General features: G+C 47.9%; 24 protein-coding genes. 5 read left to right on the top strand and 19 right to left on the bottom strand.

The window, feature by feature from the left end:
* The 4 genes from NSS95_RS05255 to cyoE all read right to left on the bottom strand — a co-directional run bounded on the left by NSS95_RS05255 (position 1) and on the right by cyoE (position 4,610).
* Positions 1-627, bottom strand: a complete 627-nt coding sequence (locus NSS95_RS05255) for a cytochrome (ubi)quinol oxidase subunit III (protein ID WP_014095592.1) — start codon at positions 625-627, stop codon at positions 1-3.
* Positions 627-2,498: a cytochrome c oxidase subunit I gene (ctaD, locus tag NSS95_RS05250; RefSeq protein WP_340713829.1), complete on the bottom strand. Its 1,872-nt coding sequence runs from the start codon at positions 2,496-2,498 to the stop codon at positions 627-629. Before ctaD ends, NSS95_RS05255 begins: the two co-directional genes overlap by 1 nt.
* 37 nt (positions 2,499-2,535) lie before the next feature.
* Complete coding sequence (gene coxB, locus NSS95_RS05245) at positions 2,536-3,609, bottom strand: cytochrome c oxidase subunit II (protein WP_035190124.1); 1,074 nt, start codon at positions 3,607-3,609, stop codon at positions 2,536-2,538.
* Between the two features lie 86 nt (positions 3,610-3,695).
* The gene (gene cyoE / locus NSS95_RS05240; protein WP_328228406.1) at positions 3,696-4,610 is read right to left on the bottom strand and encodes a heme o synthase; all 915 of its coding nucleotides are present in this window, start codon (positions 4,608-4,610) and stop codon (positions 3,696-3,698) included.
* Positions 4,611-5,090: 480 nt separating this feature from the next.
* On the opposite strand from cyoE, the gene NSS95_RS05235 reads away from it, so the two are divergent.
* Positions 5,091-6,038 (top strand): COX15/CtaA family protein, encoded by a 948-nt coding sequence (locus NSS95_RS05235; RefSeq protein ID WP_017552176.1) that lies wholly within the window; start codon positions 5,091-5,093, stop codon positions 6,036-6,038.
* A 159-nt stretch (positions 6,039-6,197) separates the two neighbouring features.
* On the opposite strand, the gene NSS95_RS05230 is transcribed toward NSS95_RS05235, so the two are convergent.
* Both NSS95_RS05230 and NSS95_RS05225 read right to left on the bottom strand, forming a co-directional pair.
* Positions 6,198-7,415 carry an FtsW/RodA/SpoVE family cell cycle protein gene (locus tag NSS95_RS05230; protein ID WP_014095597.1) on the bottom strand — a complete coding sequence of 406 codons (1,218 nt, stop codon included), beginning with the start codon at positions 7,413-7,415 and terminating at the stop codon, positions 6,198-6,200.
* 178 nt (positions 7,416-7,593) lie between these two features.
* A complete protein-coding gene (locus tag NSS95_RS05225) occupies positions 7,594-7,875 on the bottom strand; it encodes a YlaN family protein (protein ID WP_013858935.1) in 282 nt (93 codons plus the stop codon).
* A gap of 242 nt (positions 7,876-8,117) precedes the next feature.
* Between NSS95_RS05225 and NSS95_RS05220 the strand changes: the two genes are divergently transcribed.
* Positions 8,118-8,609 carry a peptidyl-prolyl cis-trans isomerase gene (locus NSS95_RS05220; protein WP_017552174.1) on the top strand — a complete coding sequence of 164 codons (492 nt, stop codon included), beginning with the start codon at positions 8,118-8,120 and terminating at the stop codon, positions 8,607-8,609.
* Between the two features lie 66 nt (positions 8,610-8,675).
* On the opposite strand, the gene NSS95_RS05215 is transcribed toward NSS95_RS05220, so the two are convergent.
* The 3 genes from NSS95_RS05215 to typA all read right to left on the bottom strand — a co-directional run bounded on the left by NSS95_RS05215 (position 8,676) and on the right by typA (position 12,431).
* Positions 8,676-10,004 (bottom strand): PhoH family protein, encoded by a 1,329-nt coding sequence (locus NSS95_RS05215; protein WP_014095599.1) that lies wholly within the window; start codon positions 10,002-10,004, stop codon positions 8,676-8,678.
* 185 nt (positions 10,005-10,189) lie between these two features.
* Entirely contained in the window at positions 10,190-10,522 is a 333-nt protein-coding gene (locus NSS95_RS05210; RefSeq protein ID WP_014095600.1) for a YlaH-like family protein, read from the bottom strand.
* Between the two features lie 64 nt (positions 10,523-10,586).
* Entirely contained in the window at positions 10,587-12,431 is a 1,845-nt protein-coding gene (gene typA, locus NSS95_RS05205) for a translational GTPase TypA (protein ID WP_014095601.1), read from the bottom strand.
* 124 nt (positions 12,432-12,555) lie between these two features.
* Here typA and NSS95_RS05200 point away from each other — a divergent pair, with 124 nt between their 5' ends.
* Positions 12,556-12,741 (top strand): YlaF family protein, encoded by a 186-nt coding sequence (locus tag NSS95_RS05200; protein ID WP_017552172.1) that lies wholly within the window; start codon positions 12,556-12,558, stop codon positions 12,739-12,741.
* Positions 12,742-12,753: 12 nt separating this feature from the next.
* On the opposite strand, the gene NSS95_RS05195 is transcribed toward NSS95_RS05200, so the two are convergent.
* Complete coding sequence (locus tag NSS95_RS05195; protein WP_017552171.1) at positions 12,754-13,548, bottom strand: inositol monophosphatase family protein; 795 nt, start codon at positions 13,546-13,548, stop codon at positions 12,754-12,756.
* A 202-nt stretch (positions 13,549-13,750) separates the two neighbouring features.
* Entirely contained in the window at positions 13,751-13,945 is a 195-nt protein-coding gene (locus NSS95_RS05190) for a hypothetical protein (protein ID WP_014095604.1), read from the bottom strand.
* Between the two features lie 195 nt (positions 13,946-14,140).
* On the opposite strand from NSS95_RS05190, the gene NSS95_RS05185 reads away from it, so the two are divergent.
* The gene (locus NSS95_RS05185) at positions 14,141-14,761 is read left to right on the top strand and encodes a DUF1054 domain-containing protein (protein ID WP_340713828.1); all 621 of its coding nucleotides are present in this window, start codon (positions 14,141-14,143) and stop codon (positions 14,759-14,761) included.
* A gap of 123 nt (positions 14,762-14,884) precedes the next feature.
* Here the strand turns inward: NSS95_RS05185 and NSS95_RS05180 are convergent, their stop codons facing one another.
* Together NSS95_RS05180 and NSS95_RS05175 are read right to left on the bottom strand one after the other, a co-directional pair.
* Positions 14,885-15,172, bottom strand: a complete 288-nt coding sequence (locus NSS95_RS05180) for a UPF0223 family protein (RefSeq protein ID WP_013858925.1) — start codon at positions 15,170-15,172, stop codon at positions 14,885-14,887.
* A 36-nt stretch (positions 15,173-15,208) separates the two neighbouring features.
* Entirely contained in the window at positions 15,209-15,379 is a 171-nt protein-coding gene (locus tag NSS95_RS05175; protein ID WP_315958227.1) for a hypothetical protein, read from the bottom strand.
* A 122-nt stretch (positions 15,380-15,501) separates the two neighbouring features.
* On the opposite strand from NSS95_RS05175, the gene NSS95_RS05170 reads away from it, so the two are divergent.
* Positions 15,502-16,971 carry an aminotransferase class I/II-fold pyridoxal phosphate-dependent enzyme gene (locus NSS95_RS05170; protein ID WP_340713827.1) on the top strand — a complete coding sequence of 490 codons (1,470 nt, stop codon included), beginning with the start codon at positions 15,502-15,504 and terminating at the stop codon, positions 16,969-16,971.
* A 128-nt stretch (positions 16,972-17,099) separates the two neighbouring features.
* On the opposite strand, the gene NSS95_RS05165 is transcribed toward NSS95_RS05170, so the two are convergent.
* The 6 genes from NSS95_RS05165 to pdhA form a co-directional block, all read right to left on the bottom strand.
* A complete protein-coding gene (locus NSS95_RS05165; RefSeq protein WP_014095609.1) occupies positions 17,100-17,210 on the bottom strand; it encodes a GapA-binding peptide SR1P in 111 nt (36 codons plus the stop codon).
* A gap of 139 nt (positions 17,211-17,349) precedes the next feature.
* Positions 17,350-17,592: a hypothetical protein gene (locus NSS95_RS05160; RefSeq protein WP_014095610.1), complete on the bottom strand. Its 243-nt coding sequence runs from the start codon at positions 17,590-17,592 to the stop codon at positions 17,350-17,352.
* Between the two features lie 186 nt (positions 17,593-17,778).
* The gene (lpdA, locus tag NSS95_RS05155) at positions 17,779-19,191 is read right to left on the bottom strand and encodes a dihydrolipoyl dehydrogenase (protein WP_046721196.1); all 1,413 of its coding nucleotides are present in this window, start codon (positions 19,189-19,191) and stop codon (positions 17,779-17,781) included.
* Positions 19,192-19,195: 4 nt separating this feature from the next.
* Entirely contained in the window at positions 19,196-20,509 is a 1,314-nt protein-coding gene (locus NSS95_RS05150) for a dihydrolipoamide acetyltransferase family protein (protein WP_340713826.1), read from the bottom strand.
* A gap of 115 nt (positions 20,510-20,624) precedes the next feature.
* The gene (locus tag NSS95_RS05145; protein WP_014095613.1) at positions 20,625-21,602 is read right to left on the bottom strand and encodes an alpha-ketoacid dehydrogenase subunit beta; all 978 of its coding nucleotides are present in this window, start codon (positions 21,600-21,602) and stop codon (positions 20,625-20,627) included.
* A 3-nt stretch (positions 21,603-21,605) separates the two neighbouring features.
* Positions 21,606-22,712: a pyruvate dehydrogenase (acetyl-transferring) E1 component subunit alpha gene (pdhA, locus tag NSS95_RS05140; RefSeq protein WP_179234353.1), complete on the bottom strand. Its 1,107-nt coding sequence runs from the start codon at positions 22,710-22,712 to the stop codon at positions 21,606-21,608.
* Positions 22,713-22,827 lie beyond the last annotated feature (115 nt).

Below are 22,827 nucleotides of genomic sequence, written 5' to 3'. Positions count from 1 at the left end.
TTATCCCACCATCCCCATCAAATATACAACCGTAAAGATAAACACCCAGACGACATCAATAAAGTGCCAATACAGGCTTGCCACGTAAAATTTCGGCGCATTGTACAAATTCAATCCCCGTTTCGCGTTCCGCACCATCAGTGTCGTAATCCATAACAGCCCGAACGCCACGTGGCCGCCGTGGAACCCGACAAGCGTATAAAACGCGGAACCGAATGCGCTGCTTGTAAATGTATGATGGTATTCCGTCACATAATGATGGAATTCATAGACTTCAAGCCCAAGAAAACAAGCACCAAGCAAAACGGTAATCAAAAACCAGGCCTGCATTTTTTTAAAAGCAAAATTTTTCATATGATAAATGGCATACACACTTGTAATGGAACTCGTTAACAGAAAAACCGTGGCCAAAAAGGTTAGCGGCAGTTCAAATAAGTCTTTTGCATGCACCATTGATGCCGGGCCCTTGTCTTTCAGCGCCAGGTAGGTTGCAAACAAGGAAGCAAAAAGGACCGTCTCGCCGCCTAAAAACAGCCAAAAACCGAGAAATTTATTCCTGCCTTCAAGCGTCGCCCGCTCCGGGGACTCTGGCCATGTTTTCGCCGTAAAATTTTGTTCTATTTCCATTACGCCCCGGCCCCCCTTTCTTCGCGTTCCATTAAGGCTTCCTTCCTAATATGGTATCCCGTATCATCTTTTACCGACCGGATCAGCATCGATCCAAGGGTAATCGCCAAGCCGATGACAAGGATCGCAATGCCGGCTTTGGTATGGTTTGCATGATACATTGCGCCGAACGCGGCAATAAATAAACCGAATGCCATAAAAAACGGCAAGATGGACGAGTTCGGCATATGGATGTCTTTGATCGGCTCTGCTGGTGTCACCTGTTTTTTCCCTTCCATTTTTTCGAGCCACCAGGTGTCAATTCCTCTGACAAGCGGTGTTTGTGCAAAGTTGTATTCCGGCGGCGGAGAGGAAATCGACCATTCGAGCGTCCTGCCAAACTCCCACGGATCGTTTCCGACTTTCCGGTTCTGGACGGCCGTGACAACAATATTGGCCACGAGGATTAGCACACCTGCCGCCATCAACACCGCGCCGGATGAACTGACGAGGTTATCCGTATCCCAGCCTTGATTCGGCAGATATGTCCACTGCCTTCTCGGCATCCCGAGCAATCCGAGCCAGTGCTGGATCATAAAGGTTAAATGGAAACCAATGAAAAATAGCCAGAATGTGATTTTCCCCATTGTCTCATTCAGCATCGTGCCGAACATTTTCGGCCAGTAATAATGCAGTGCCGCAAGCAACCCGAAAACAACACCGCCGACAATAACATAGTGGAAGTGGGCTACAACAAAATAGCTGTCATGATATTGGTAGTCAGCAGGTGCAGCCGCGAGCATCACCCCGGTAACACCGCCCAATGTAAAGGACGGGATGAAAGCAGCCGCATAAAGCATCGGCGTTGTAAACCGGATGCTCCCGCCCCACATCGTAAGCAGCCAGTTGAAAATTTTAATGCCCGTCGGCACCGCAATGGTCATTGTAGACACGGCAAAAATGGCGTTGGCTACATTGCCCAGGCCGGTTGTAAACATATGGTGGGCCCACACCATAAAGCCTAAAAACCCAATTAAAATAACGGCGAATACCATGGAAGAGTATCCGAATAATCGCTTTTTAGAAAAATGTGCAAAAATTTCAGAGAAAATGCCAAATGCCGGCAAAATTAAAATGTAGACTTCCGGATGCCCGAAAATCCAGAAAAGATGTTCCCAAATGATGGTATTTCCTCCGAAGGCCACGTCAAAAAATTTCGCACCGAACATCCGATCAAATGTTAGCAAGAACAAACCGGCTGTAAGTGGTGGAAACGCAAACAGAATAAGGGCGGACACAACGAAAGTCGTCCATGTGAACATCGGCATGCGCATGTACGTCATTCCCGGCGCCCGCATGTTCATAATCGTCACAAGGAAATTCACCCCAGCAATGAGCGTACCGAAACCTGAAACTTGCAACCCGAGTGAATAAAAATCAATCCCGTGTCCGCCAGATGCGAGGGACAGTGAAGCATAGGAAGTCCACCCCGCATCGGGCGCGCCCCCAAGAAACCAGGATAAATTCAAGAAAATACCGCCAAAGAAAAACAACCAGAACCCCAATGCATTTAAAAACGGAAAAGCCACATCACGGGCACCGATCTGAAGCGGGACAATCGCATTCATAAAACCAAACAAGAGCGGCATGGCCGCAAGAAAGATCATGGTCGTGCCGTGCATTGTCATGACTTGATTGTACGTATCCGCGCCGACAAAATGATTGTTCGGCACCGCCAGCTGTATGCGGATCATCAGCGCTTCAATCCCGCCGATGACAAAAAACAATCCCCCTGTAATCAAATACAAAATGCCGATTTTTTTATGATCCACTGTTGTGAGATATTCATAGACAGTGGCGCCAAAACCTGCCTTTTTTGTTCCTACGCTCACTTTAACCTCCCCTTTGCTTTCGAATATCCCCTTTGTTTTATTCACCAGCTTTCAATTGCATCAAATAAGCCGCAAGCGCATCGATTTGCCGGTCGGAAAGCTTATCCCCGAAGGCTGGCATTTTTGTCCCCGGTTTGTATTTCTCCGGATCTTTTATCCAGTTTTTGAGATTGGCCTCATCATGATCCAAAATGCCGGCGACTTTTTCCCTTTCGCCAAAGGTTGCCAGATTGGGAGCTGTCCGTGCCTGTTCCGGCCGTGTATCATTCGGCGTGACCGCGTGGCAGCTGATGCAGCTTTTTTTGAATACATCCTGCCCTTCCTGTGCGAGAGCGGACGCCGGTTTTGTTTCTTTTGCATTTTTCATATTGCTGATCCACGCCTTAAACTCATCCTGTGGCACCGCTTTCACGCGGAAGTCCATTAAGGCATGGGAAGGGCCGCATAATTCGGCGCATTTTCCATAAAACACATTTCCGGCATCCTCTGCCTTCTGATCATCAATTTCAAGCCAGAACTTGTTGATATTATCTGTGTTGGCATCCATTTTCCCGCCAACGGACGGTATCCAAAATGAGTGTTTCACATCTGAGGCTTTAACTTGGAAGTAGACTTTCTGGTTTGTTGGGACAACGAGTTCCTGGCTTGTCACCACACCGTAACCCGGGTATTCAAATTCCCACCAATAAAGGCTGGCGCGAACTTTAACGATAAGCGCCCCTTGCTTGGCATCCTTTTTCTTATCCATCGCTTTCGTATCTCCGAGGCTGAAGACCTGGCTGATGGTCGGAATGGCAATTAAAATCAATAAAACAATCGGAATAATGGTCCATAAGATTTCAAGCTTATGATTCCCCGGCACCTGTTTTGGAATGGATTCGTCCCCTTTTTTCCGCCTGAACCGTATGAGAACGGTAAGGAAAACAGCGAATACGACAACCATGACGAACACCATAATCCAAACGCTCCACATCATCAAATCATACTGCTTCCGGGCCACTTCGCCGGCAGGATCAAGCGCCGACAAATATGGCTTGCCACAGCCCGAAAGCGCGGCCATAAACAAAGTGACAATAAAAAGCAAACTCCCCTTTTGCAGCCGCTGTTTCATCGCTCTACCAATCCCCTCTTTCCTGTATCTTTCTGTCAGAACAAGGATGCAATCTATTGGATTTCTTTTGCAAGAAAGAACTCCCTTTAGAAAAGCGTAGCGATTACCATTGCCACAAACAAGATCGTTAAATAGTTCAGCGAATAAATGAACATCCATTTCGCCCATTTTAAATCATTCTTCATTTTAAAACCGGACAGGCTTAATGCCAGCCAGCCCAGATTAAACAATGTCGCAAGGATGATAAAACCAATGCCGAGCGGTTTCAAGAAAAACGGCACCGGAATAAGCAATGCCACCCATATGAGCATATGCCATTTCGTGATTTGAAACCCCTTGACAACCGGAAGCATCGGAATGCCCGCTGCCTTGTATTCTTCGCATTTTCTCATCGCAATCGCATAAAAATGCGGCGGTTGCCAGATAAACATCAGCAAAAACAGCATCCACGGCACAATCCCGAGATGCGGGTCAACAGCCGCCCAGCCGATCAGCGGGGGAACAGCGCCGGCAAAACTGCCGATCACGGTATTGCTGACAAGGGTTCGTTTTGACCACATTGTATACAGCACGACATAGCTGAATACGCCAAACAGCCCGATCAACCCCGCCATTGGAGTGGTCATAAACAATAGCAGTGTGCCGAGTGCCACAAATCCCAGGCCAATTGTAAGCACTTTCGCGTTTGAAAATCTGCCTGTAACCGTTGGCCTGAAGTTTTTGCTTTTCATAATGACATCAATATCCCGGTCATACCAGTTGTTCAGGCTGCACGACCCGGCGACAATCAGCGCAGTTCCCGCCATCGCAAGAACCATAATGTCCAGTGACTGCAAAAAATGCCTGTTTGTCAATTCCAAAGCAAGCCACATTCCGGTAAATGCCGTAATTAAATTTGAGTTTACAATTCCAATTTTAATCAAGGATAAGAAATCTTTCAACGCAGAAGCGTCTGCTGCTTTTACCCTTGTTGTTGTATCCATCGTCCGACTATCTGCCACGATAGTCCCTCCTTCCAATTTTTCAAAACCGTTCAAAAAAAATGGCCTGACACGTTGTCGGCGGATTCCTTTTGTAAATGTTTTTACACTGCCAATAAGGAAAACGGTATACTACAACTATAATCCATCTTTTCCTTTTTGGCTATTAATCAAAACTGTATGTAACAATATCGTCATACTAAGATCATTTATAAGTTTCCCAACATGTAAATATGCGGAATTCCGAAATATACCTGCCTATATTATATTTAATCATAAATTACCGCGAAGGTGTGATATTTTCGACACATTTTTATGGCAAATTTGTGTCATGGGAAATAAATATTTTTCCTTCAGACTGTTTTACGATAAGATGATAGTTGGAAGCACCTTTCCGAACGGATTTTCTACTATATGAACGGTTGCAATGATGCGGGACTGTATGTTGCATTCGTGGCTTGTGATACATGTTTACAAATGAGATTAAAGAAGGTGGAACAATTGCGCACAACTTTAAAATGGCTCGGAGTAGTGACAACTTTATCGATGATGGTGGTTTTAATCGGCGGGGCACTTGTCACCAATACCGGTTCAAGCCTTGGCTGCGGCCGCCAATGGCCGCTTTGTAACGGCAAAATTTTCCCCGATCCACTCACTGTCGAGTCGCTGATCGAGTGGCTGCACAGGTTTTGCACGGGCATCGCATCGTTTCTTGTCTTTGCGCTTGCCATTTGGTCATGGTTTGCAATCGGCCATAAAAGAGAAACGAAATTTTTATCCATTATTTCCGTCATTTTTCTGCTTCTGCAGGCATTTCTCGGTATGGCGGCAGTCGTCTGGGGTTCATCCGATCTTGTGATGGCGCTTCATTTCGGCGTTTCGCTCATTTCGTTTGCGTCCGTGCTGATGCTAACGCTGATGGTTTTTGAATGGGACCAGAAATTTGACGCAGGCCGGCTTGTCCTTGAAAAAAGCATGAAATGGCATACGATCGGCGTGACCGTTTACAGCTTTATCGTCGTCTATACGGGCGCGCTTGTCCGCCATATGAATGCAAGCCTTGTTTGCCGGGATTTCCCGCTTTGTGTGAACAGCGACCCTTCCCTGCCCGCAAACCGGTTCGAATGGGTGCAGATGGGGCACCGGACGGCGGCACTCCTTATCTTTGTCTGGATTGCTTATATCACCTTTAGAGCCGTAAGACATTATCAAAACCAGCGCGTTATTTACTGGGGATGGATCATTGCGTTCGTGCTTGTCTGCCTGCAGGCTATTTCAGGCGCCATGGTCGTTTTTTCGAGGATGAATCTTACTTTCACCCTCCTGCACGCATTTTTCATTTCCTGCCTGTTCGGCCTGTTGTGTTATTTGAACCTCGTTGTCGGGCGAGTGAAACAGTTTGCCAAAAGCAAAGACAGCCTCCCGCTAAAAAAAGCCCGGGTTCGCTGAGTTTGGAAAAACCAGTGGTACCACCTGTTGCGGCTGTAGTGCAAAACAAGGCAGCAAAGGGCTTACGAAAGATAGGCGGAAAAAGGCGCAAGGCATAAAACCTTGCGCCTTTTTATTTTATCCTCTGCTTTCACTCTGCCGCGCACCCGTTTTTAAACGTTACGGCCTTGAGTAGACCTGATACGGCCTCCGGTTTGCTCCGCCCGCTTCCTGCGGCTTTTCCTGTTTGTGTTTATACTTTTCCTCATACTTTGTAAACATGCCCACATTGACCAGAATGCCGAGGGAAAGGGACAAAATCAGAAGCGATGAACCGCCGTAGCTGATAAACGGTAGCGTCACCCCCGTAATTGGAATCAGGCCGCAGACGCCGCCCAGATTGATAAATGTCTGGATGGCAATCATGCCGGAAATTCCGATCGCAAGCAGGCTCCCGAACTGGTCTTTTGAATGGATGCCGATATATATGCCGCGCAGCACAATGTAGCAAAGCCCGCCGATCACAAACAAAACGCCAAAAGCCCCGAGTTCTTCAGCAATAATGGCCATAATAAAGTCGGTGTGGGGCTCTGGAAGATAACCGAGCTTTTGAATGCTTTCCCCGAGCCCCTGCCCTTTCAGCCCGCCTGACCCGATCGCAATATAGGAGTTTACGAGCTGAAGACCTTCCCCGCCTTCGTTCTGAAAAGGATTCAAATAGCCTGTAAACCGTGCGATCTTAACCGGCGTAAAGATTTTGTCCTTTTCCAGAAAAAGAAACGGCGACAACAGAACGGCAAATAGAAGCCCGAGCCCTGCCAGCTTCAGCATGGTTTTCAGGCGCATGCCGGATGCAACGATGATCGTGCAGCCAATCCCAAAAATGATGGTCGCCGTCCCGATATCCGGCTGGATCGCAACCAGGAAACAAACAACGATAAGAAAGATAAGCGGCGGGACAACCCCTTTGTTAAAGATGTCAATGTATGCCTGTTTCTTGGCATAAACGGCGGACAGATAAATAATAATCGCAACTTTCACAAATTCCGACGGCTGTACGGAACTGGAACCGAGCCGGAACCAGCTTTGCGCGTTATTCGACGTATGGCCGAAAATAAACAGTGCCAAAAGCCCGAACATCGACCCGCACATCAGCACTGCAAGGAATTTTTTGCTCGCGTATAGTTTATACGGGAGAAAAGCCGTAACGGTAAACGCAAGGAGTGCAAGGGCCAAATTGATTTTCTGCTTGTTGTAAAAATAGGCGCTGTCCAGCCCGTAACGCTGCACTGCAATCACCATGCTGGAACTGTAAATCATTACCAAACCGAATAAGCAAAGAAGCAGGTAGACAACGATGACCGAGTAGTCGAATGATTTTAAGATTTTTTTCAGCATAGGAACCTTCCAATCCGTAAAAACTGCAACATTCATGATAAAAAATATTCTACCGTTTTAAAAAAACTCCTGCCGTTATTTTTAAATTATAACATCTTTTTCGCCGGCCGCCATTGCCTGACCCTTATTCAAAAAATAAAAAACTCAAACAACCGGAACATCGTTTGAGTTTTCAACATTATTTTTTTATATATGCATCATGCAAAAGGGACAGTTCCTGTTCAAGCGAATCAAGAAGCCGCTTTCCGTCACCGGCATCCACTAAGCCGAGCCGGACCGCAAAATCTATTTCACGGGATAAACCAAACATTTGTGTATCCAATACTTCCTCGTATAAAGGGCATTGGGGCATCGTTAAGTTATCCATTTGAACCTGAATTAATTTTAATATCTTTTCTGCGTCCGCCTTGAGCAGGCTGTATGCTTTCTCCCGGTGGTTCACCTTTGTTTCAGACGCCAAATTGATCCCCCCGTTCACATATCAATCTAATTAAAAATTGTACCTTTAAAACCGTGATTTTGCAAGTTATACGAAATCAATAAACGCCCGGAATCCCGTAAACAAGCGGGGGAGACAGAATTTGAAATTCCGCAATTCCCCGACCCCGAACGCTTTCCGGACTGTTTTTATACGCTTTCAAGTGACACGGGCAGCCGTGAAAGGTATAATGCTGTATAGACGGACAGAAAGGGGCCACAATCATGATTATGCAAATAAAGGGAAAAGTGAAGTTTCCGATTACGCTAGATATCGGCACTTGGATATTTGATGACCGGAAAGTCGATCTTGATACATATTTCGACGAAGAAAAGCAGGAAACCAGCCAGGAAGAAGCCTACTTAAAGAAAACCGGCAAATATTTTGACAAAGCCATGGCAGAAGGGGCCGATCCGCAGGCTGCTGTAAGGACAAAGTCAAAGTTTAAACGGCACCATTTGAAAACTGGGACATTTGGCATCCCGGTCGGCCTGTTCATTCAAAATGCGGAGCCGCTGGAAGATGCGGAAAAAATCGTGTTTGAAACAAAGAACGGGCCTGTCGCTTATCCGCTTGAAATGGCTGGCCATTTAATTGCTGCCTTTTCTATTAAAGGAAGGGCGCTGAAAGAAGACGGCCCGCTTCACATTTTATTGGATGACGGTTCAAACCGGGAAAACCCGGTCAAATATGTAACCGGTATGCGCATTGAATAATCCCGGATGCCGGGGGCAGCATAAACGTTTTAAGACAGCTGCTCCCGGTTTTTTCATATAGTGGTCTTACAAAAGGTCTGCCGCGATTTGCGCGAGTTTTGAGCGCTCGCCCTTAAGCAGCTGCACATGCCCGGCGAGCGGCACATCTTTAAATTTCTCAACGACGTACGTCAGCCCGTTATTGTAAGCATCCAAATACGGGTGGTCAATTTGTTCCGGATCCCCCATTAACACGATCTTACTCTGTTCCCCTACCCTTGTTAAAATCGTCTTCACTTCATGCTTGGATAAATTTTGCGCCTCATCAATAATGATATATTGCTCCGGGATGCTGCGCCCGCGGATATACGTCAGCGCCTCCACCTCAATCGAACTCATGCCGGACAATATGCCATCAATTTCTCCCGCTTTTTTCGTATTAAACAAAAACTCAAGATTATCGTAGATGGGCTGCATCCACGGCCGCAGCTTTTCCTCTTTTTCTCCCGGCAAATAGCCGATATCTTTGCCAAACGGAACAATCGGACGAGCGACCAAAAGCTTTTTATAATCATGCAAATCTTCCGTCTGCATCAGGCCTGCAGCAAGGGCAAGCAATGTTTTGCCCGTTCCCGCTTTTCCGGTCAGGGTGACGAGCGGAATATCGGGGCGCAGCAAAAGTTCCATTGCCATCCACTGCTGGGCGTTTCTCGGCTTAATTCCCCAGACAGCATCCTGCACATGAAAGAGCTTTTTCGCCGTTTTTCCAGCCTGATCCACAATGGCAATTGCGGAAGCCGAGCTGCCGAGCGCATCTTTCAAAATCAGAAATTGGTTCGGGTAGAACGGGTGGTTGGCAATTTCGCTCAGCGACAGTTCCTGCTTTTCATAAAACCGTTTCAATAAATCGGGGCTGATATACATTTCCATTTGCCCGGTATAAAGATGATCGAGGCTTACGACACGGTCGTTTAAAAAATCTTCCGCCAACAGGCCGAGCGCGTCCGCTTTTACCCGGACGAGCGCATCTTTGCTGACAAGAATCACCGGGCGGCCATTTTCTTTTCTCTCTTCTTCCAGCGATAAATTTTTCGCAACCGCGAGGATCCGGTTGTCATTTGTTTTTTCCACGAAAATATCCTGCAGCTGGTGAAAGGAGCGGTGATTCAGCTCAATTCTGAGCACACCCCCGTTTTCAAGCGGGATTTTCTCATGCAGTTTTCCGGCTTGCCGGAAACCGTCCATTAATTTGGATACCTGGCGCGCATTTCTGCCGATTTCGTCCATATTTCGTTTTTTAGAATCCACTTCTTCCAGTACAACAGCCGGTATGACAATTTCATTATCTTCAAAAGAAAAGATGGCATATGGATCCTGGAGCAATACATTGGTATCCAAGACGTATATTTTCTTCAAATCGATGCCCCCTGCTTCATATGGATTATGTTAGTTTATGTGAGCGCGGTGTGACCTGTTCATCGCTGGGATTGGACAAAGGACCAGGCACTGCTAAAGTATATGTACGGGCAAGTCCGGTTAGAATCATTGCGCGCGTCCAGTTCTTTTGCGGCACAAAAAAAGCTTCCGGAACCGGAAGCGTGCTACATTGGAAAACGTTCCTTTTTTTCAGTTTTTTTATGCTGATACAGGCGGATTTTGTAAACGCCGAGCACAACAGCCGCTAAACAGAGCGACTCCCCCACGGGCAAAAAGATGGCAAAAAACGTGAGCAGCGTGCATCCCAAAAGGAGCAGTACATAAATAACAGCAGATTTCAGAACTGGCAACTTTCTCGCAAATCCGAGCCGGTAGACAATGACCGAAAGAACGACGATGGTCAGATACAAGGCCCACATCCCCGGTTCCGGGTTTTCATCCACTTTGTACAACGCCGCAAAAAATGACAATTGGTGGTGAACCGCCTCGCTTGTCATCCTATCTCCCCTTTTCCCCTTTGAATATATGAAAGAACAGGGTCATGCCGGCCCTATTCTTTGCTTATGCATTCTCTGCTGCTTTTGCCCGTTTCTGCGCTTTTTCGCGCTCGCTCTTATTCAGGATTTTTTTGCGCAGCCGGATTGATTCTGGCGTCACTTCGCAATATTCGTCGTCGTTCAGGTATTCGAGCGCCTGTTCTAACGACATTATGCGCGGCTTTTTGATGACCGCCGTCTGATCTTTTGTTGCCGAGCGGACGTTTGTCGCGTGTTTTGCTTTCGTAATATTGACAGCAATATCATTTTCACGGGAGTTTTCCCCGACGATCATGCCTTCATAAATGTCCGTGCCTGGCTCGACAAACAGCGTGCCACGGTCTTCCACCTGCATCATGCCGTATGTCGTGGCTTTGCCCGTTTCCATGGAGACGAGAACGCCGTTTCTGCGGCCGCCGACACGACCAGACTGCATTGGCTGGTAGGAATCAAACGTATGGTTTAAAATGCCGTAACCCCTCGTGAGCGTCATAAATTCGGTCGTATAGCCGATCAATCCGCGGGCCGGGACATTGAAAATCAGGCGGACTTGTCCATTTCCGTTATTGATCATATCGAGCATTTCGCCTTTCCGGGAACCGAGCGACTCAATAATCGCACCGGTGTGTTCTTCCGGTGTATCGATTTGGACACGTTCCACCGGTTCGCATTTGACGCCGTCGATTTCTTTAATGATCACTTTCGGTTTTGAAACCTGCAGTTCAAACCCTTCACGGCGCATATTTTCAATTAAAATGGATAAATGCAGTTCCCCCCGTCCAGATACAACCCATGCATCCGGAGAGTCAGTGTTTTCAACACGCAAGCTGACATCCGTCTGCAGCTGCGAACGGAGCCGTTCTTCAATTTTCCGCGCCGTCACAAATTTTCCTTCACGGCCGGCAAACGGGCTGTTGTTGACAAGGAAAGTCATTTGCAAAGTCGGCTCATCAATGCGGAGCGGCGTCAGTGCTTCCTGGTGTTCAACCGGGCAGACCGTTTCCCCGACATTGATGTCTTCCATTCCGGATACCGCAATTAAATCCCCGGCATATGCTTCCTCAATTTCTTCCCGCTTCAGCCCGAAGAAACCGAACATTTTGGTGACACGGAACTGCTTGACGCTGCCGTCCAGCTTCATCAATGCCACCTGCTGGCCGACATGCATTTTTCCGCGGAAAATGCGGCCGATGCCGATCCGCCCGACATAATCGTTGTAATCAAGCAGGGCAACCTGGAACTGGAGCGGTTCTTCGCGGTTGTCGATAGGTGCCGGAATATGTTCGATAATCGTATCAAACAGCACTTTCATATTTTCTTCCTGTTTGGCCGGATCCGGATCGAGGCTTGCCGTCCCGTTAATGGCGGAAGCATACACAACCGGAAATTCCAGCTGTTCATCATTAGCATCCAGCTCAATAAATAATTCAAGCACTTCATCAACCACTTCTTCAGGGCGTGCAAAATCGCGGTCAATTTTGTTTACGACCACAATCGGCGTCAAGTTTTGTTCCAGTGCTTTTTTCAGCACGAAACGCGTCTGCGGCATGCAGCCTTCATAGGCATCCACCACAAGCAAGACCCCGTCCACCATTTTCATAATCCGTTCGACTTCGCCGCCAAAGTCAGCATGTCCCGGAGTATCCAAAATATTGATTTTCTTATCTTTATAATGAACTGCCGTATTTTTGGCAAGGATCGTAATGCCTCTTTCCCGTTCCAGATCATTGGAATCCATTGCACGTTCTTCAACATGCTCATTGGCACGGAAAGTACCGGACTGCTTCAACAGCTGGTCCACAAGTGTCGTCTTCCCATGGTCTACGTGCGCGATAATGGCAATGTTGCGTAAATCTTCTCTTCTTTTCAAAAACATTTCCTCCTGCCTAAACGCAAATCTATGTTAGTCTGTACCTTTAACTAAAATATTATAACACAATGCTGGCTTTATTAAAACATTTTCGCTAAAATAAGGGGAGAGGGAGGTTCATCATATGCGGGAAATCAAATGGATATTTGTGTTCTTTTCACTGGCTGCATTCCTTTCCATGTGCGGTATCGGCGTTGCGATCGGCGCCCAAAGCGTTGCCGGCATTCTCGGTTGCACCGCGCTTCTCATTGTCATTATGGGATTCGGCTTTAAAACAAAGAAAAAAATGCGTGAAGAGGGGAAACTGTGAGCCCCTCTTTTCTTATGCATGCCCGTTTAAATACCGCTTTAAAATTTCCTCATGCAGCCCGGGCTTGCCGGCAAACACGGAACTGTTCCCGAGCATATCGAGCGGGCGCCCGAAAACATCCGTCACAACGCCGCCCACTTCTTCCACGATCACTTTCCCGGCGGCAAAATCCCACGGCGACAGACGCATCGTAATATAAGCATCAAGCCTCCCCATTGCGACATAAGCAAGCTCAAGCGCTGCCGACCCGTAACTCCTTGTGCCGCGCACATCCCTGACAAGCGCTGCCAGACGGGCCGGGTCGATACCCCTGTTTTCCACCATGCAATACGGGTTCAGCGCAAGGATCGTATCCTCGAGCCTGTTTTGCGCAAGCGGCGGAATCCGTTCCCCGTTAAAATAAGCCCCTTTGCCCTTTTCTGCAAAATACAATTCTTTCCGGACGACATCATAAATATAGCCCAGTTTGCCTTCTCCGTTCTCGTAGACCCCAATGGAAATCATGAAATTGACTTTTTGGTGGACAAAATTGACCGTCCCGTCAATCGGATCCACAATCCAGACGATGCCTTCTGTATCCTGGATGTCTTCACCGAAGCCTTCTTCACCCAAAATGTGGTGATCCGGAAAGGTTGTCCGGATTTTGCCGATTAAAAATTGTTCTGTTTCCTTGTCAATATTGGTAACCAGATCATTGCGGTCCGATTTTGTTTCAATTTGCAGCGGTTTTTGCGAAGCAAGAATCCGCTCGCCCGCTTCCCTGATCCACCGGACGGCATATGTATTGATTTCTTCCCATCTGTCCATAGTCGGACCCTCCATCTATGCAAATCATTTCCCTTAAGCGTAAAGGAAATAAAGACAATTATCAAGTTTTGAGAATGCGTCCGAAATCGTTTTCCCATAGCGGTTTTGTCAGTAAAGATGAACCTCTCCTGCACAAAAACGAACCCCATCTGTATCCAATACAGGGAGTCCGCTTTCAACGACATCCTGCCTTTTCGTTCCATTACATGGCTTTCATTTTCAGCAGTTCTTCACGGATTTTTTCCAGACGCTTAATCGACTTTCCTTTTTGCTCTTCATCTTTCATTTCCATCGCTTCATATAACGTAGCCAGTTCGTAATCCAGTTCCATGCGCAATACTGCAATCCGTTTTCTTTCATAAGGTTTTCTTTTCACCGAAGAGATTACTTGTTTCATTTTTCTTCACATCCTCCTGGGGTAATGATATGAATTTTCTGATATTATCTTTATATATATTATGTGTAATCTCGATTGATGTAACAAAATTGTGTGTATACCTATTTTTACCCACCGGCTTTTATTTGTTAAACCTCCCTGATGGATGATAAAATAGGAATATCCCCATGGTTCATACAGAACGGAGGTGAACAAATGGGCATCACCGCTTTTACTGGACAGGATTTTGACGTTTTCCGGATCGAAGGCCTCGATCAGCGGATGGAACAGCTGAAATCAACCGTCCGTCCGAAACTTGAAGTATTGGGGGAGTATTTTTCGCCGGTTTTGTCGGTTTTGACCGGTGAAGAAATATTTTATCATGTTGCCAAACACGCCCGCCGTACCGTCAATCCGCCGAAAGATACGTGGGTGGCCTTTTCCCCTGGCAAGCGCGGCTACAAAATGCTTCCTCATTTTCAAATCGGGCTGTGGGAAGACCGGCTCTTCATTGTCACGGCCGTCATGAATGAGTGCCCGCAAAAAGCGTCCATCGGAAAAAAACTCGAAAAGAAAATTGATCCGATTTTAGAAAATATACCCGGCCATTACATTTGGTCGGATGATCATACAAAACCGGGTGGCATCCGCACTGACCGTATGAATCACCATACGCTAAAGGAGTTTTTCAGACGGATGCAGGTTGTAAAAAAAGCCGAATTGCTTTGCGGGCTCGAGATCCCGCGGGAAGAAGCAGCCGGCATGTCCCCGGATGAACTGGCCAAAACGATCGAGGACGTCTTTGTACATGTATTACCCATCTACAAAATGGCCTAAACAGAATGCAGAGGGGAAAAAAGCGCACCGTGTTCCGGTGCGCTTTTTCTCCTGTACCCATTCTCAATTTGCAGGCAACTTAAAAGCAGCATCAGCAGGTGATGCTGCTTTCTTTCCGTCCCGCTAACCGCGCGATCCGGTTTCATGCATTTTAATGACCGGGCCCTGTTCTTCCTTCATTTTCTTGACGGCCCGGTACGGGGAGTAGCCGCTCGCTTCTTCAAATTCATTGCATATATTCCGCTCATCGGCTTTCCCGGGGACGATTTCTTTAAAACGGCGGTACCTGGCAAGCAGCACGTCCCGGTTGACCCCTTTTTCATATGCTTCTTCCACCGCTTCGAAAAATTGGACGGCGTCGATGACTTCCTGTGTCGACCAGTCAGCTGAAATCGGATATGGATATTCCATCCAATCACCACCTCGCTTTTCTTCTGTATACCCGTTCTATTTTACCTGAATCGCTTCCGCCTGGCCAATCATGCCGCAATCCACCGGAATACAAAGGGCTGCCATCCATTTTAAAGGTACGGTTTGCTCCGGCTCCCTTCCACCTGTACATTCACCGTCTAGCTTCCCCTCATTTCTCCATGCTTTATGCGCTTTATCTTTTTCCATTGCCCGCTTCCGGCTTGTTTTTTCCCTGTGCAAAGAAAAACTATTTAAAAACCGCGGCTGGAATGCTATAATTCATCTTGTTTTTCTTCAAAAGCCAGTAATGAGATAAAGAGGTGGAATGATTGTCACAGTATCACACGCCGTTATACACCGGGCTTCTCCGGCATATTGAACGAAATCCCGTCCAATTCCATATTCCCGGCCATAAAACCGGGCGCGGGATGGATCCTGATTTTCGCAAATTCATCGGCGACAATGTATTAAAACTGGATTTAATTAATATCGAGCCGCTCGATGATCTTCACCAGCCCCACGGCATGATCGAGGAGGCGCAGAAGCTTTCCGCGGAAGCATTCGGGGCGGATGCTACGTTTTTTTCCGTACAAGGGACGAGCGGCGCAATTATGGCCATGGTGATGAGCGTCTGCGGGCCGGGCGATAAAATCATTGTGCCGCGCAATGTCCATAAATCAGTGATGTCTGCGATTGTGTTTTCCGGCGCCGTGCCCGTTTTTATCCACCCGGAAGTGGATCAGGTGCTTGGCATTTCACACGGCATTACACCGGCATCCGTTTCTAAAGCGCTCAAGCAGCATCCCGATGCAAAAGCCGTCCTGGTCATTAATCCGACCTATTACGGCATTTCCGCTGATTTGAAAAGCATTGTGGATATATCCCATGCCTTCCATGTCCCGGTACTGGTGGACGAGGCACACGGTGTCCATATTCATTTTGACGATGAACTGCCGGTTTCCGCCATGCAGGCCGGCGCGGATATGGCCGCAACGAGCGTCCACAAGCTTGGCGGCTCGCTGACACAAAGTTCGATCTTGAATCTGAAAGAAGGGCTTGTATCGAAGAAACGTGTTCAAAGCATTTTCAGCATGCTGACGACCACGTCCACTTCCTACATTTTACTGGCTTCGCTCGATGTCGCCCGAAAAAGGCTTGCAACAGAGGGAAGCACGATCATCAAGGAAACAACCCGCCTTGCGCAAAAAACACGGGAGCGTATAAACGAAATCGATCATTTGTATTGCGCCGGAAGCGAGATTCTCCAAACGAAAGCGACTTATGATTACGATCCGGCGAAGCTGATCATCTCTGTAAAAGATTTGGGGATCACCGGCCACGATGCGGAAAAATGGCTGCGTGAAACCTACCATATAGAAGTGGAACTCTCTGATTTGTATAATATTCTTTGCATTGTGACGCCCGGAGATACAGAAACGGAACTGGATTTGCTCGTTGAGGCTTTACACAGCTTGTCCGACACGTTCTCGCATTTGTCCGGCAAGGTAGGGGTGAAAGTGATGCTTCCCGAAATTCCATCGCTTGCCCTCTCGCCGCGTGATGCCTTTTATGCCGAGACGGAATCCATTCCGTTTTCCGGTTCTGCTGGCAGGATCATTGCCGAGTTTGTCATGGTCTATCCGCCGGGCATTCCGATTTTTATCCCGGGGGAAATTATTACGGAAGAAAACATTGCTTATATCCGGAAAAACATCGAAGCCGGCCTTCCCGTACAGGGGCCTGAAGACGAAACATTGCAAACGATCCGCGTCATTAAAGAACATCATGCCATTCAATAAGTTTGAAAAAGCAGGCTGGGGCCTTCCCGCCTGCTTTTTTGTCCCATCACGCAAAAAAAGCCGGGCAACAAGCCGGCCGAGAGAAAATGGACGCATGCATTGGAAAAATCAAGTGCTACAGTTCAGGACTATTCTTCTTCGTGTTTACATTGGTCACACGTTGAGTAAAGCACGGATACTTTTTCTTCCTCAACGTGGTCAATCGTGGCATCGCATGATTGGCAAACAATGATTCCCATCCGATTTTCCTCCCCTTTGCGCTTTTTGTAATCGCTTGTAATATTATAATATGTCATACTGGAGAAAAAATCAAGGATTTTGTATAACATATTTTAAATTATGTTATACAATTGAAAGCGAAATCATTTTGCGGTTGTTTTAGAAAATCAGTTTTGAAAATGACACTTCCACAAGCCCGTATACAGCGAGACTCAGCACCGTTACCACAGATGCAGCCCGGAGCGAATGCACAATTGATTTTGCCAGGGCAAAGGCAATGAATAAAAAAATAATGAACAGGGCGGCGGTAAAAATAACTGGATCGTGATCGGACAACCACTCTGCCAGTTTAAAACCGCTCCATATCATGATCTGGAATAAAAATGCCACCGTACATTTCATTGTCCCACCTGCACCTTTCATCATAATTCAAAATATGCACGCAGTTTCGTTGTTATAACCTTGCCTGCCAGCACGAAAAAATCTGTCCCATATGCAGTTGTTACTGTTATAGCCTTATAGCGGCGCCTTTAAACGGAAAAAGGCTTCACGCCGGGGCAGCCTTCCCGGTGTGAAGCCTTTGAATCATTATTTTAAAATATGGACTGGGGTGCCGAGTGCCGCTTCGGCCGCTTCCATCGTAATTTCCCCTAATGTCGGGTGGGCATGGATCGTCAGCGCGATATCTTCCGCTGTCATGCCCGCCTCGATTGCGAGGCCGATTTCCGAAATAATATCGGAAGCGCTGATCCCGACGATTTGGCCACCGATCAACAGCCCGTCTTCTTTGCGTGTAATCAGTTTGACGAAACCTTCGCCGGCTTCAAGGGCAAGTGCCCGCCCGTTCGCGCCGTACGGAAATTTGCCGACTGCATAATCAATGCCCTCTTCTTTTGCCTGCTGTTCTGTATAGCCGACCGTTGCAAGTTCCGGATCAGAAAAGACAATGACCGGAATGCCGAGGTAATCCACTTCGGCCGGCTGCCCGGAAATGGCTTCGGCCGCAATCTTCCCTTCATAGGAGGCTTTGTGGGCAAGCTGCGGGCCCGGGACAATATCGCCGATGGCATAAATATTCGGCACGCTTGTCCGGCACTGTTTATCCACTTCGATAATGCCCCTGTCCGTCATCTTGATATTCAACTGTTCAAGGCCGAGTTCATCTGTGTTTGGACGGCGCCCGACCGTAACCAGCACATAATCGCCTTCCACTTTTTGTTCCTGGCCTTTTGCTTCATACGTGACAACTACGCCGTTTTCCTTCTCTTCCACGCCTTTTGCCATCGCTTCCGTGATAATTTCGACACCCCGTTTTTTCAGCTTGCGGACAACGAGGGAAGTCATTTGTTTTTCAAACGCGCCGCCGATAATGTCTTTTGCCCCTTCCAAAATCGTTACTTTCGTCCCGAATTTTGCATAGGCTGTCCCGAGTTCCATTCCGATGACGCCGCCGCCGATAATGACGAGTTTTTCCGGAATTTCCTTCAAACTCAGCGCGCCGGTTGAATCAATGACGCGTTCTGAAAATTTGAAGGAAGGGATTTCAATCGGTCGCGAACCGGTTGCGAGAATCGCATTTTTAAATGTATAGGTTTGCGCTGATTTCTCGTCCATTACACGAAGCGTATGGTCATCGACAAAATAGGCTTCCCCGCGGACGATGTCAATTTTGTTGCCTTTTAACAGGCTTTCTACGCCTCCGGTCAGTTTTTTCACGACGCCGGATTTCCATTCCTGCACTTTCCCAAAATCAATTTTTGCATTTTCAACGGCAATGCCGAGCGCCTCGGATTCCGTTGCGTATTCATAGCGGTGCGCCGCCGAAATGAGCGCTTTTGAAGGAATGCATCCTACATTTAAGCAAACCCCGCCGATAAACTGCTTTTCAACGATCGTCACTTTTTGGCCGAGCTGGGCTGCCCGGATGGCCGCGACATATCCGCCAGGCCCTGCGCCGATTACAATTGTGTCGGTTTCAATTGGAAAATCTCCTACAACCATCAGATTACGCCTCCATTAATAAAAGTTCTGGATCATGCAACAAACGTTTGATATGATTTAACGCATTTTGTGCGGTGGCACCATCGATGATACGGTGGTCAAAACTGAGCGACAACGCCAGTACAGGCGCTGCAACAATTTCACCGTTTTTAACGACCGGCTTTTCTGCAATCCGGCCGATTCCTAAAATGGCCACTTCCGGACGGTTGATAACCGGTGTAAACCATTGCCCGCCGGCGGAACCGATATTGGAAATCGTAATGGAAGCGCCTTTCATTTCGTTCGGGGCAAGCTTTCCATCTCTTGCTTTTTCAGCCAGTTCATTAATTTCTTTGGAAACCGCAAATACCGGTTTGCGGTCGGCGTGTTTGACGACCGGCACAAGCAAGCCGCGCTCCGTATCAGCGGCAATCCCGATATTGTAATAATGCTTATGGATGATTTCATTCGTTTCATCATCAATCGAACTATTTAAAACCGGATATTCCCGCAGTGTGCTGACGAGCGCTTTTACGACATACGGCAAGAAAGTCAGCTTGACGCCTTTTTCCGCCGCGATCTCTTTGAACTTTTTCCGGTGTGCGACAAGTGCCGTCACATCGACATCATCCATCAGCGTGACATGCGGTGCGGTTTGTTTCGAGTTGACCATCGCTTTTGCAATCACTTTGCGGATGCCGCTCATCGGTTCACGTGTTTCAGGGAATTCCCCTTCAGGAATAGCATTCTGGGAAGCAGGTGCCTGTGCTTCGGTTTTGCCGGTTTCCGCTTCCGGCTGCTGCGGCCCGTTCACATACGCATCGATATCTTCGCGGAGCACGCGGCCGTTTTTTCCGGTTCCGGACACAAGCCGGATATCGACGCCTTTTTCACGGGCATATTTCCGTACGGATGGCATCGCGATCACGCGGCGATCCGCGGATTCGGATCCGTGTTCTGCTTCTTTTTCAGCAGGCTTGGCAGTTTCAGCTGTTTCCTGTTTTGCCGGTTCCGGTTTGGCCGGTTCCGGTTTTGCACTTTCTGCCGCCTCTTCTTTCTGATCTTGCCCATGATCCCCTTTAAATTTAAGATTTTCATATCCGGGCGCATCGAATTTTACAAGGACGTCGCCGACAACTGCGACGCTCCCTTCTTCAACAAGAATGTCTTCAACAGTCCCTTCCACAGGGGACGGAATTTCGACAACCGATTTGTCATTTTGCACTTCACAAAGCACATCATCTTCCGAAACTTTATCGCCCGGTTTAATAAACCATTTTACAATCTCGCCTTCGTGGATCCCTTCGCCGATATCCGGCAGCCTGAATTCAAATGACAAGGTGTTCACGCTCCTTTTTTCAAAATGCGCCCCCATCAAGGTGCAGCAAAAAAACTTGATTGGAATGTATCTCGGTTCAACGCGCCGCCATCACCCGTTTACGGCAAAAACCGGTTTAGAATGTCAATGTCTCTTTTGCTTTTTCCAAAATATCTTTATAGGTCGGAATCCAAACGCCTTCCGCCTGCGAGAACGGATAAACGGTATCCGGCGCTGTTACGCGCAATACTGGTGCTTCCAGGCTCAAAATCGCGCGTTCGTTGATTTCCGCAACGACGTTTGCCGCAACACCAGCCTGGCGCTGTGCTTCCTGGACGACAATGGCGCGGTTTGTTTTTTCCACAGACGCCACAATCGTTTCTACATCAAGCGGGCTGACTGTACGGAGATCAACCACTTCTGCGGAGTACCCTTCTTTTTCAAGTTCATCCGCTGCTTTCAATGATTCATGGACCATTGCGCCGTAAGCGATAATCGAAATATCTTTTCCTTCCCGTTTTACATCGGCTTTTCCGAGCGGAATCGTATATTCTTCTTCCGGCACTTCTTCCCGGAAAGAACGGTACAGTTTCATATGTTCGAGAAAAACGACCGGGTCATTGTCCCGGATCGCGGAGATAAGCAACCCTTTCGCATCATAAGGCGTGGACGGAATTACAACTTTAATGCCCGGTGTTTGCGCCATGAGTCCTTCGAGGCTGTCCGCATGCATTTCCGGCGTATGCACGCCTCCGCCGAAAGGAGCGCGGATCGTAATCGGCATTTTCAAATCCCCGCCGGTGCGGAACCGGTATCTCGCCATCTGGCCGTGGATCGAGTCCATCGTTTCAAAAACAAAGCCGAAAAACTGGATTTCAGGAACCGGCCGGAACCCTTGGAGCGCAAGCCCGATGGCAAGCCCGTTGATGCCGGATTCGGCGAGCGGCGTATCGATGACGCGGTCTTTGCCGAACTCTTTTTGCAGCCCTTCCGTTGCCCGGAAGACGCCGCCGTTTACGCCGACGTCTTCACCGAATACCAAAACATTTTCATCATTTTTCAACTCGGTCCTGAGCGCATCCGTAATTGCCTGTATCATCGTTAGTTGGGCCATGGCTTATTTCGACTCCTTTGCTTGGTAAAATTCGTATTGTTCCTTTAAAGTTTGCGGAAGTTCTTCGTACATCACGGAGATCAGATCCGTCACTTTCTGTTTAGTTGCGCTGTCCGCTTTCTTAATGGCAGCTTTAATATCTTCTTTCGCCTGTTCGATCGTTTCATTTTCCTGCTCTTCGCTCCACAGGTTTTTCTGTTCGAGGAACTTGCGGAAACGGACGAGCGGATCTTTTTTCGCCCATTCATTGTCAAGGTCTTCCGTACGATAACGCGTCGGGTCGTCCCCGCTCATCGTATGCGGGCCGAAACGGTAGCAGATCGTTTCAATCAGAGAAGGACCTTCTCCGGCGAGCGCCCGTTCGCGCGCGCGTTTTACCGCCGCATATACACTAAACGGGTCCATGCCGTCCACTACAATGCCCGGGATGCCTGCAGCCACCGCTTTTTGCGCCAGTGTTTTGGCCGCAGTTTGCACGGAACGCGGCGTTGAAATCGCGAACTGGTTGTTTTGAACAATAAAAACAGCTGGGGCTTTAAAAGCACCCGCAAAGTTGATGCCTTCGTAAAAGTCCCCTTGTGAACTGCCGCCGTCCCCTGTATATGTCACGGCAACGGCCTTTTTGCCGCGTTTTTTAATGCCGAGCGCAACGCCGGCAGTCTGCACATACTGAGCGCCGATAATGATTTGCGGCGGGAGAATGTTCAATTTTTCAATGCCCTTCATCCCGTCCACATGTCCACGCGACCATAAAAATGCCTGTTCAAGCGGAAGGCCATGCCAGATCAGCTGCGGCACATCGCGGTATCCCGGGAGAATGAAGTCCTCTTTTTCAAGTGCAAAATGGGAAGCAATTTGGGAAGCTTCCTGGCCGGCAGTCGGCGCGTAAAACCCGAGGCGGCCTTGGCGGTTCAAGGAAATGGACCGCTGATCAAGAATGCGCGTATACACCATTCTCCGCATCATTTCCTGAAGCTGTTCATCCGTTAAATCCGGCATGAGGGAATCGTTTACAATTTTCCCTTCTTCATTTAAGATTTGGACTGTTTCAAACTTTTCTTCAATATCATGAAGCGTCTTTACTTCATCAAGGTTTGTGCGTGAAGCCATCCCGTTCACCAATCCTTTCTTTATCCGCATATATGGATATACAATTTCGCCGATTTTAAAAAATGTGTGTTTACTGCAGAAACCGACAATTCTTTCAAGTAACCGCAATCATTTT

Source organism: Weizmannia sp. FSL K6-3076 (assembly GCF_038007245.1).
Lineage (GTDB): Bacteria > Bacillota > Bacilli > Bacillales > Bacillaceae_C > Weizmannia > Weizmannia faecalis.
This window is presented reverse-complemented; position numbering and strand designations above follow the sequence as displayed.

Coding starts and splice junctions, on each gene's coding strand:
- NSS95_RS05255 (WP_014095592.1), bottom strand. CDS start 627: ATGGAAATAGAACAAAATTTTACGGCGAAAACATGGCCAGAGTCCCCG.
- coxB (WP_035190124.1), bottom strand. CDS start 3,609: ATGAAACAGCGGCTGCAAAAGGGGAGTTTGCTTTTTATTGTCACTTTG.
- NSS95_RS05230 (WP_014095597.1), bottom strand. CDS start 7,415: ATGCTGAAAAAAATCTTAAAATCATTCGACTACTCGGTCATCGTTGTC.
- NSS95_RS05220 (WP_017552174.1), top strand. CDS start 8,118: ATGATTATGCAAATAAAGGGAAAAGTGAAGTTTCCGATTACGCTAGAT.
- NSS95_RS05210 (WP_014095600.1), bottom strand. CDS start 10,522: ATGACAAGCGAGGCGGTTCACCACCAATTGTCATTTTTTGCGGCGTTG.
- NSS95_RS05200 (WP_017552172.1), top strand. CDS start 12,556: ATGCGGGAAATCAAATGGATATTTGTGTTCTTTTCACTGGCTGCATTC.
- NSS95_RS05195 (WP_017552171.1), bottom strand. CDS start 13,548: ATGGACAGATGGGAAGAAATCAATACATATGCCGTCCGGTGGATCAGG.
- NSS95_RS05190 (WP_014095604.1), bottom strand. CDS start 13,945: ATGAAACAAGTAATCTCTTCGGTGAAAAGAAAACCTTATGAAAGAAAA.
- NSS95_RS05185 (WP_340713828.1), top strand. CDS start 14,141: ATGGGCATCACCGCTTTTACTGGACAGGATTTTGACGTTTTCCGGATC.
- NSS95_RS05180 (WP_013858925.1), bottom strand. CDS start 15,172: ATGGAATATCCATATCCGATTTCAGCTGACTGGTCGACACAGGAAGTC.
- NSS95_RS05175 (WP_315958227.1), bottom strand. CDS start 15,379: ATGGAAAAAGATAAAGCGCATAAAGCATGGAGAAATGAGGGGAAGCTA.
- NSS95_RS05165 (WP_014095609.1), bottom strand. CDS start 17,210: ATGGGAATCATTGTTTGCCAATCATGCGATGCCACGATTGACCACGTT.
- NSS95_RS05160 (WP_014095610.1), bottom strand. CDS start 17,592: ATGAAATGTACGGTGGCATTTTTATTCCAGATCATGATATGGAGCGGT.
- lpdA (WP_046721196.1), bottom strand. CDS start 19,191: ATGGTTGTAGGAGATTTTCCAATTGAAACCGACACAATTGTAATCGGC.
- NSS95_RS05145 (WP_014095613.1), bottom strand. CDS start 21,602: ATGGCCCAACTAACGATGATACAGGCAATTACGGATGCGCTCAGGACC.
- pdhA (WP_179234353.1), bottom strand. CDS start 22,712: ATGGCTTCACGCACAAACCTTGATGAAGTAAAGACGCTTCATGATATT.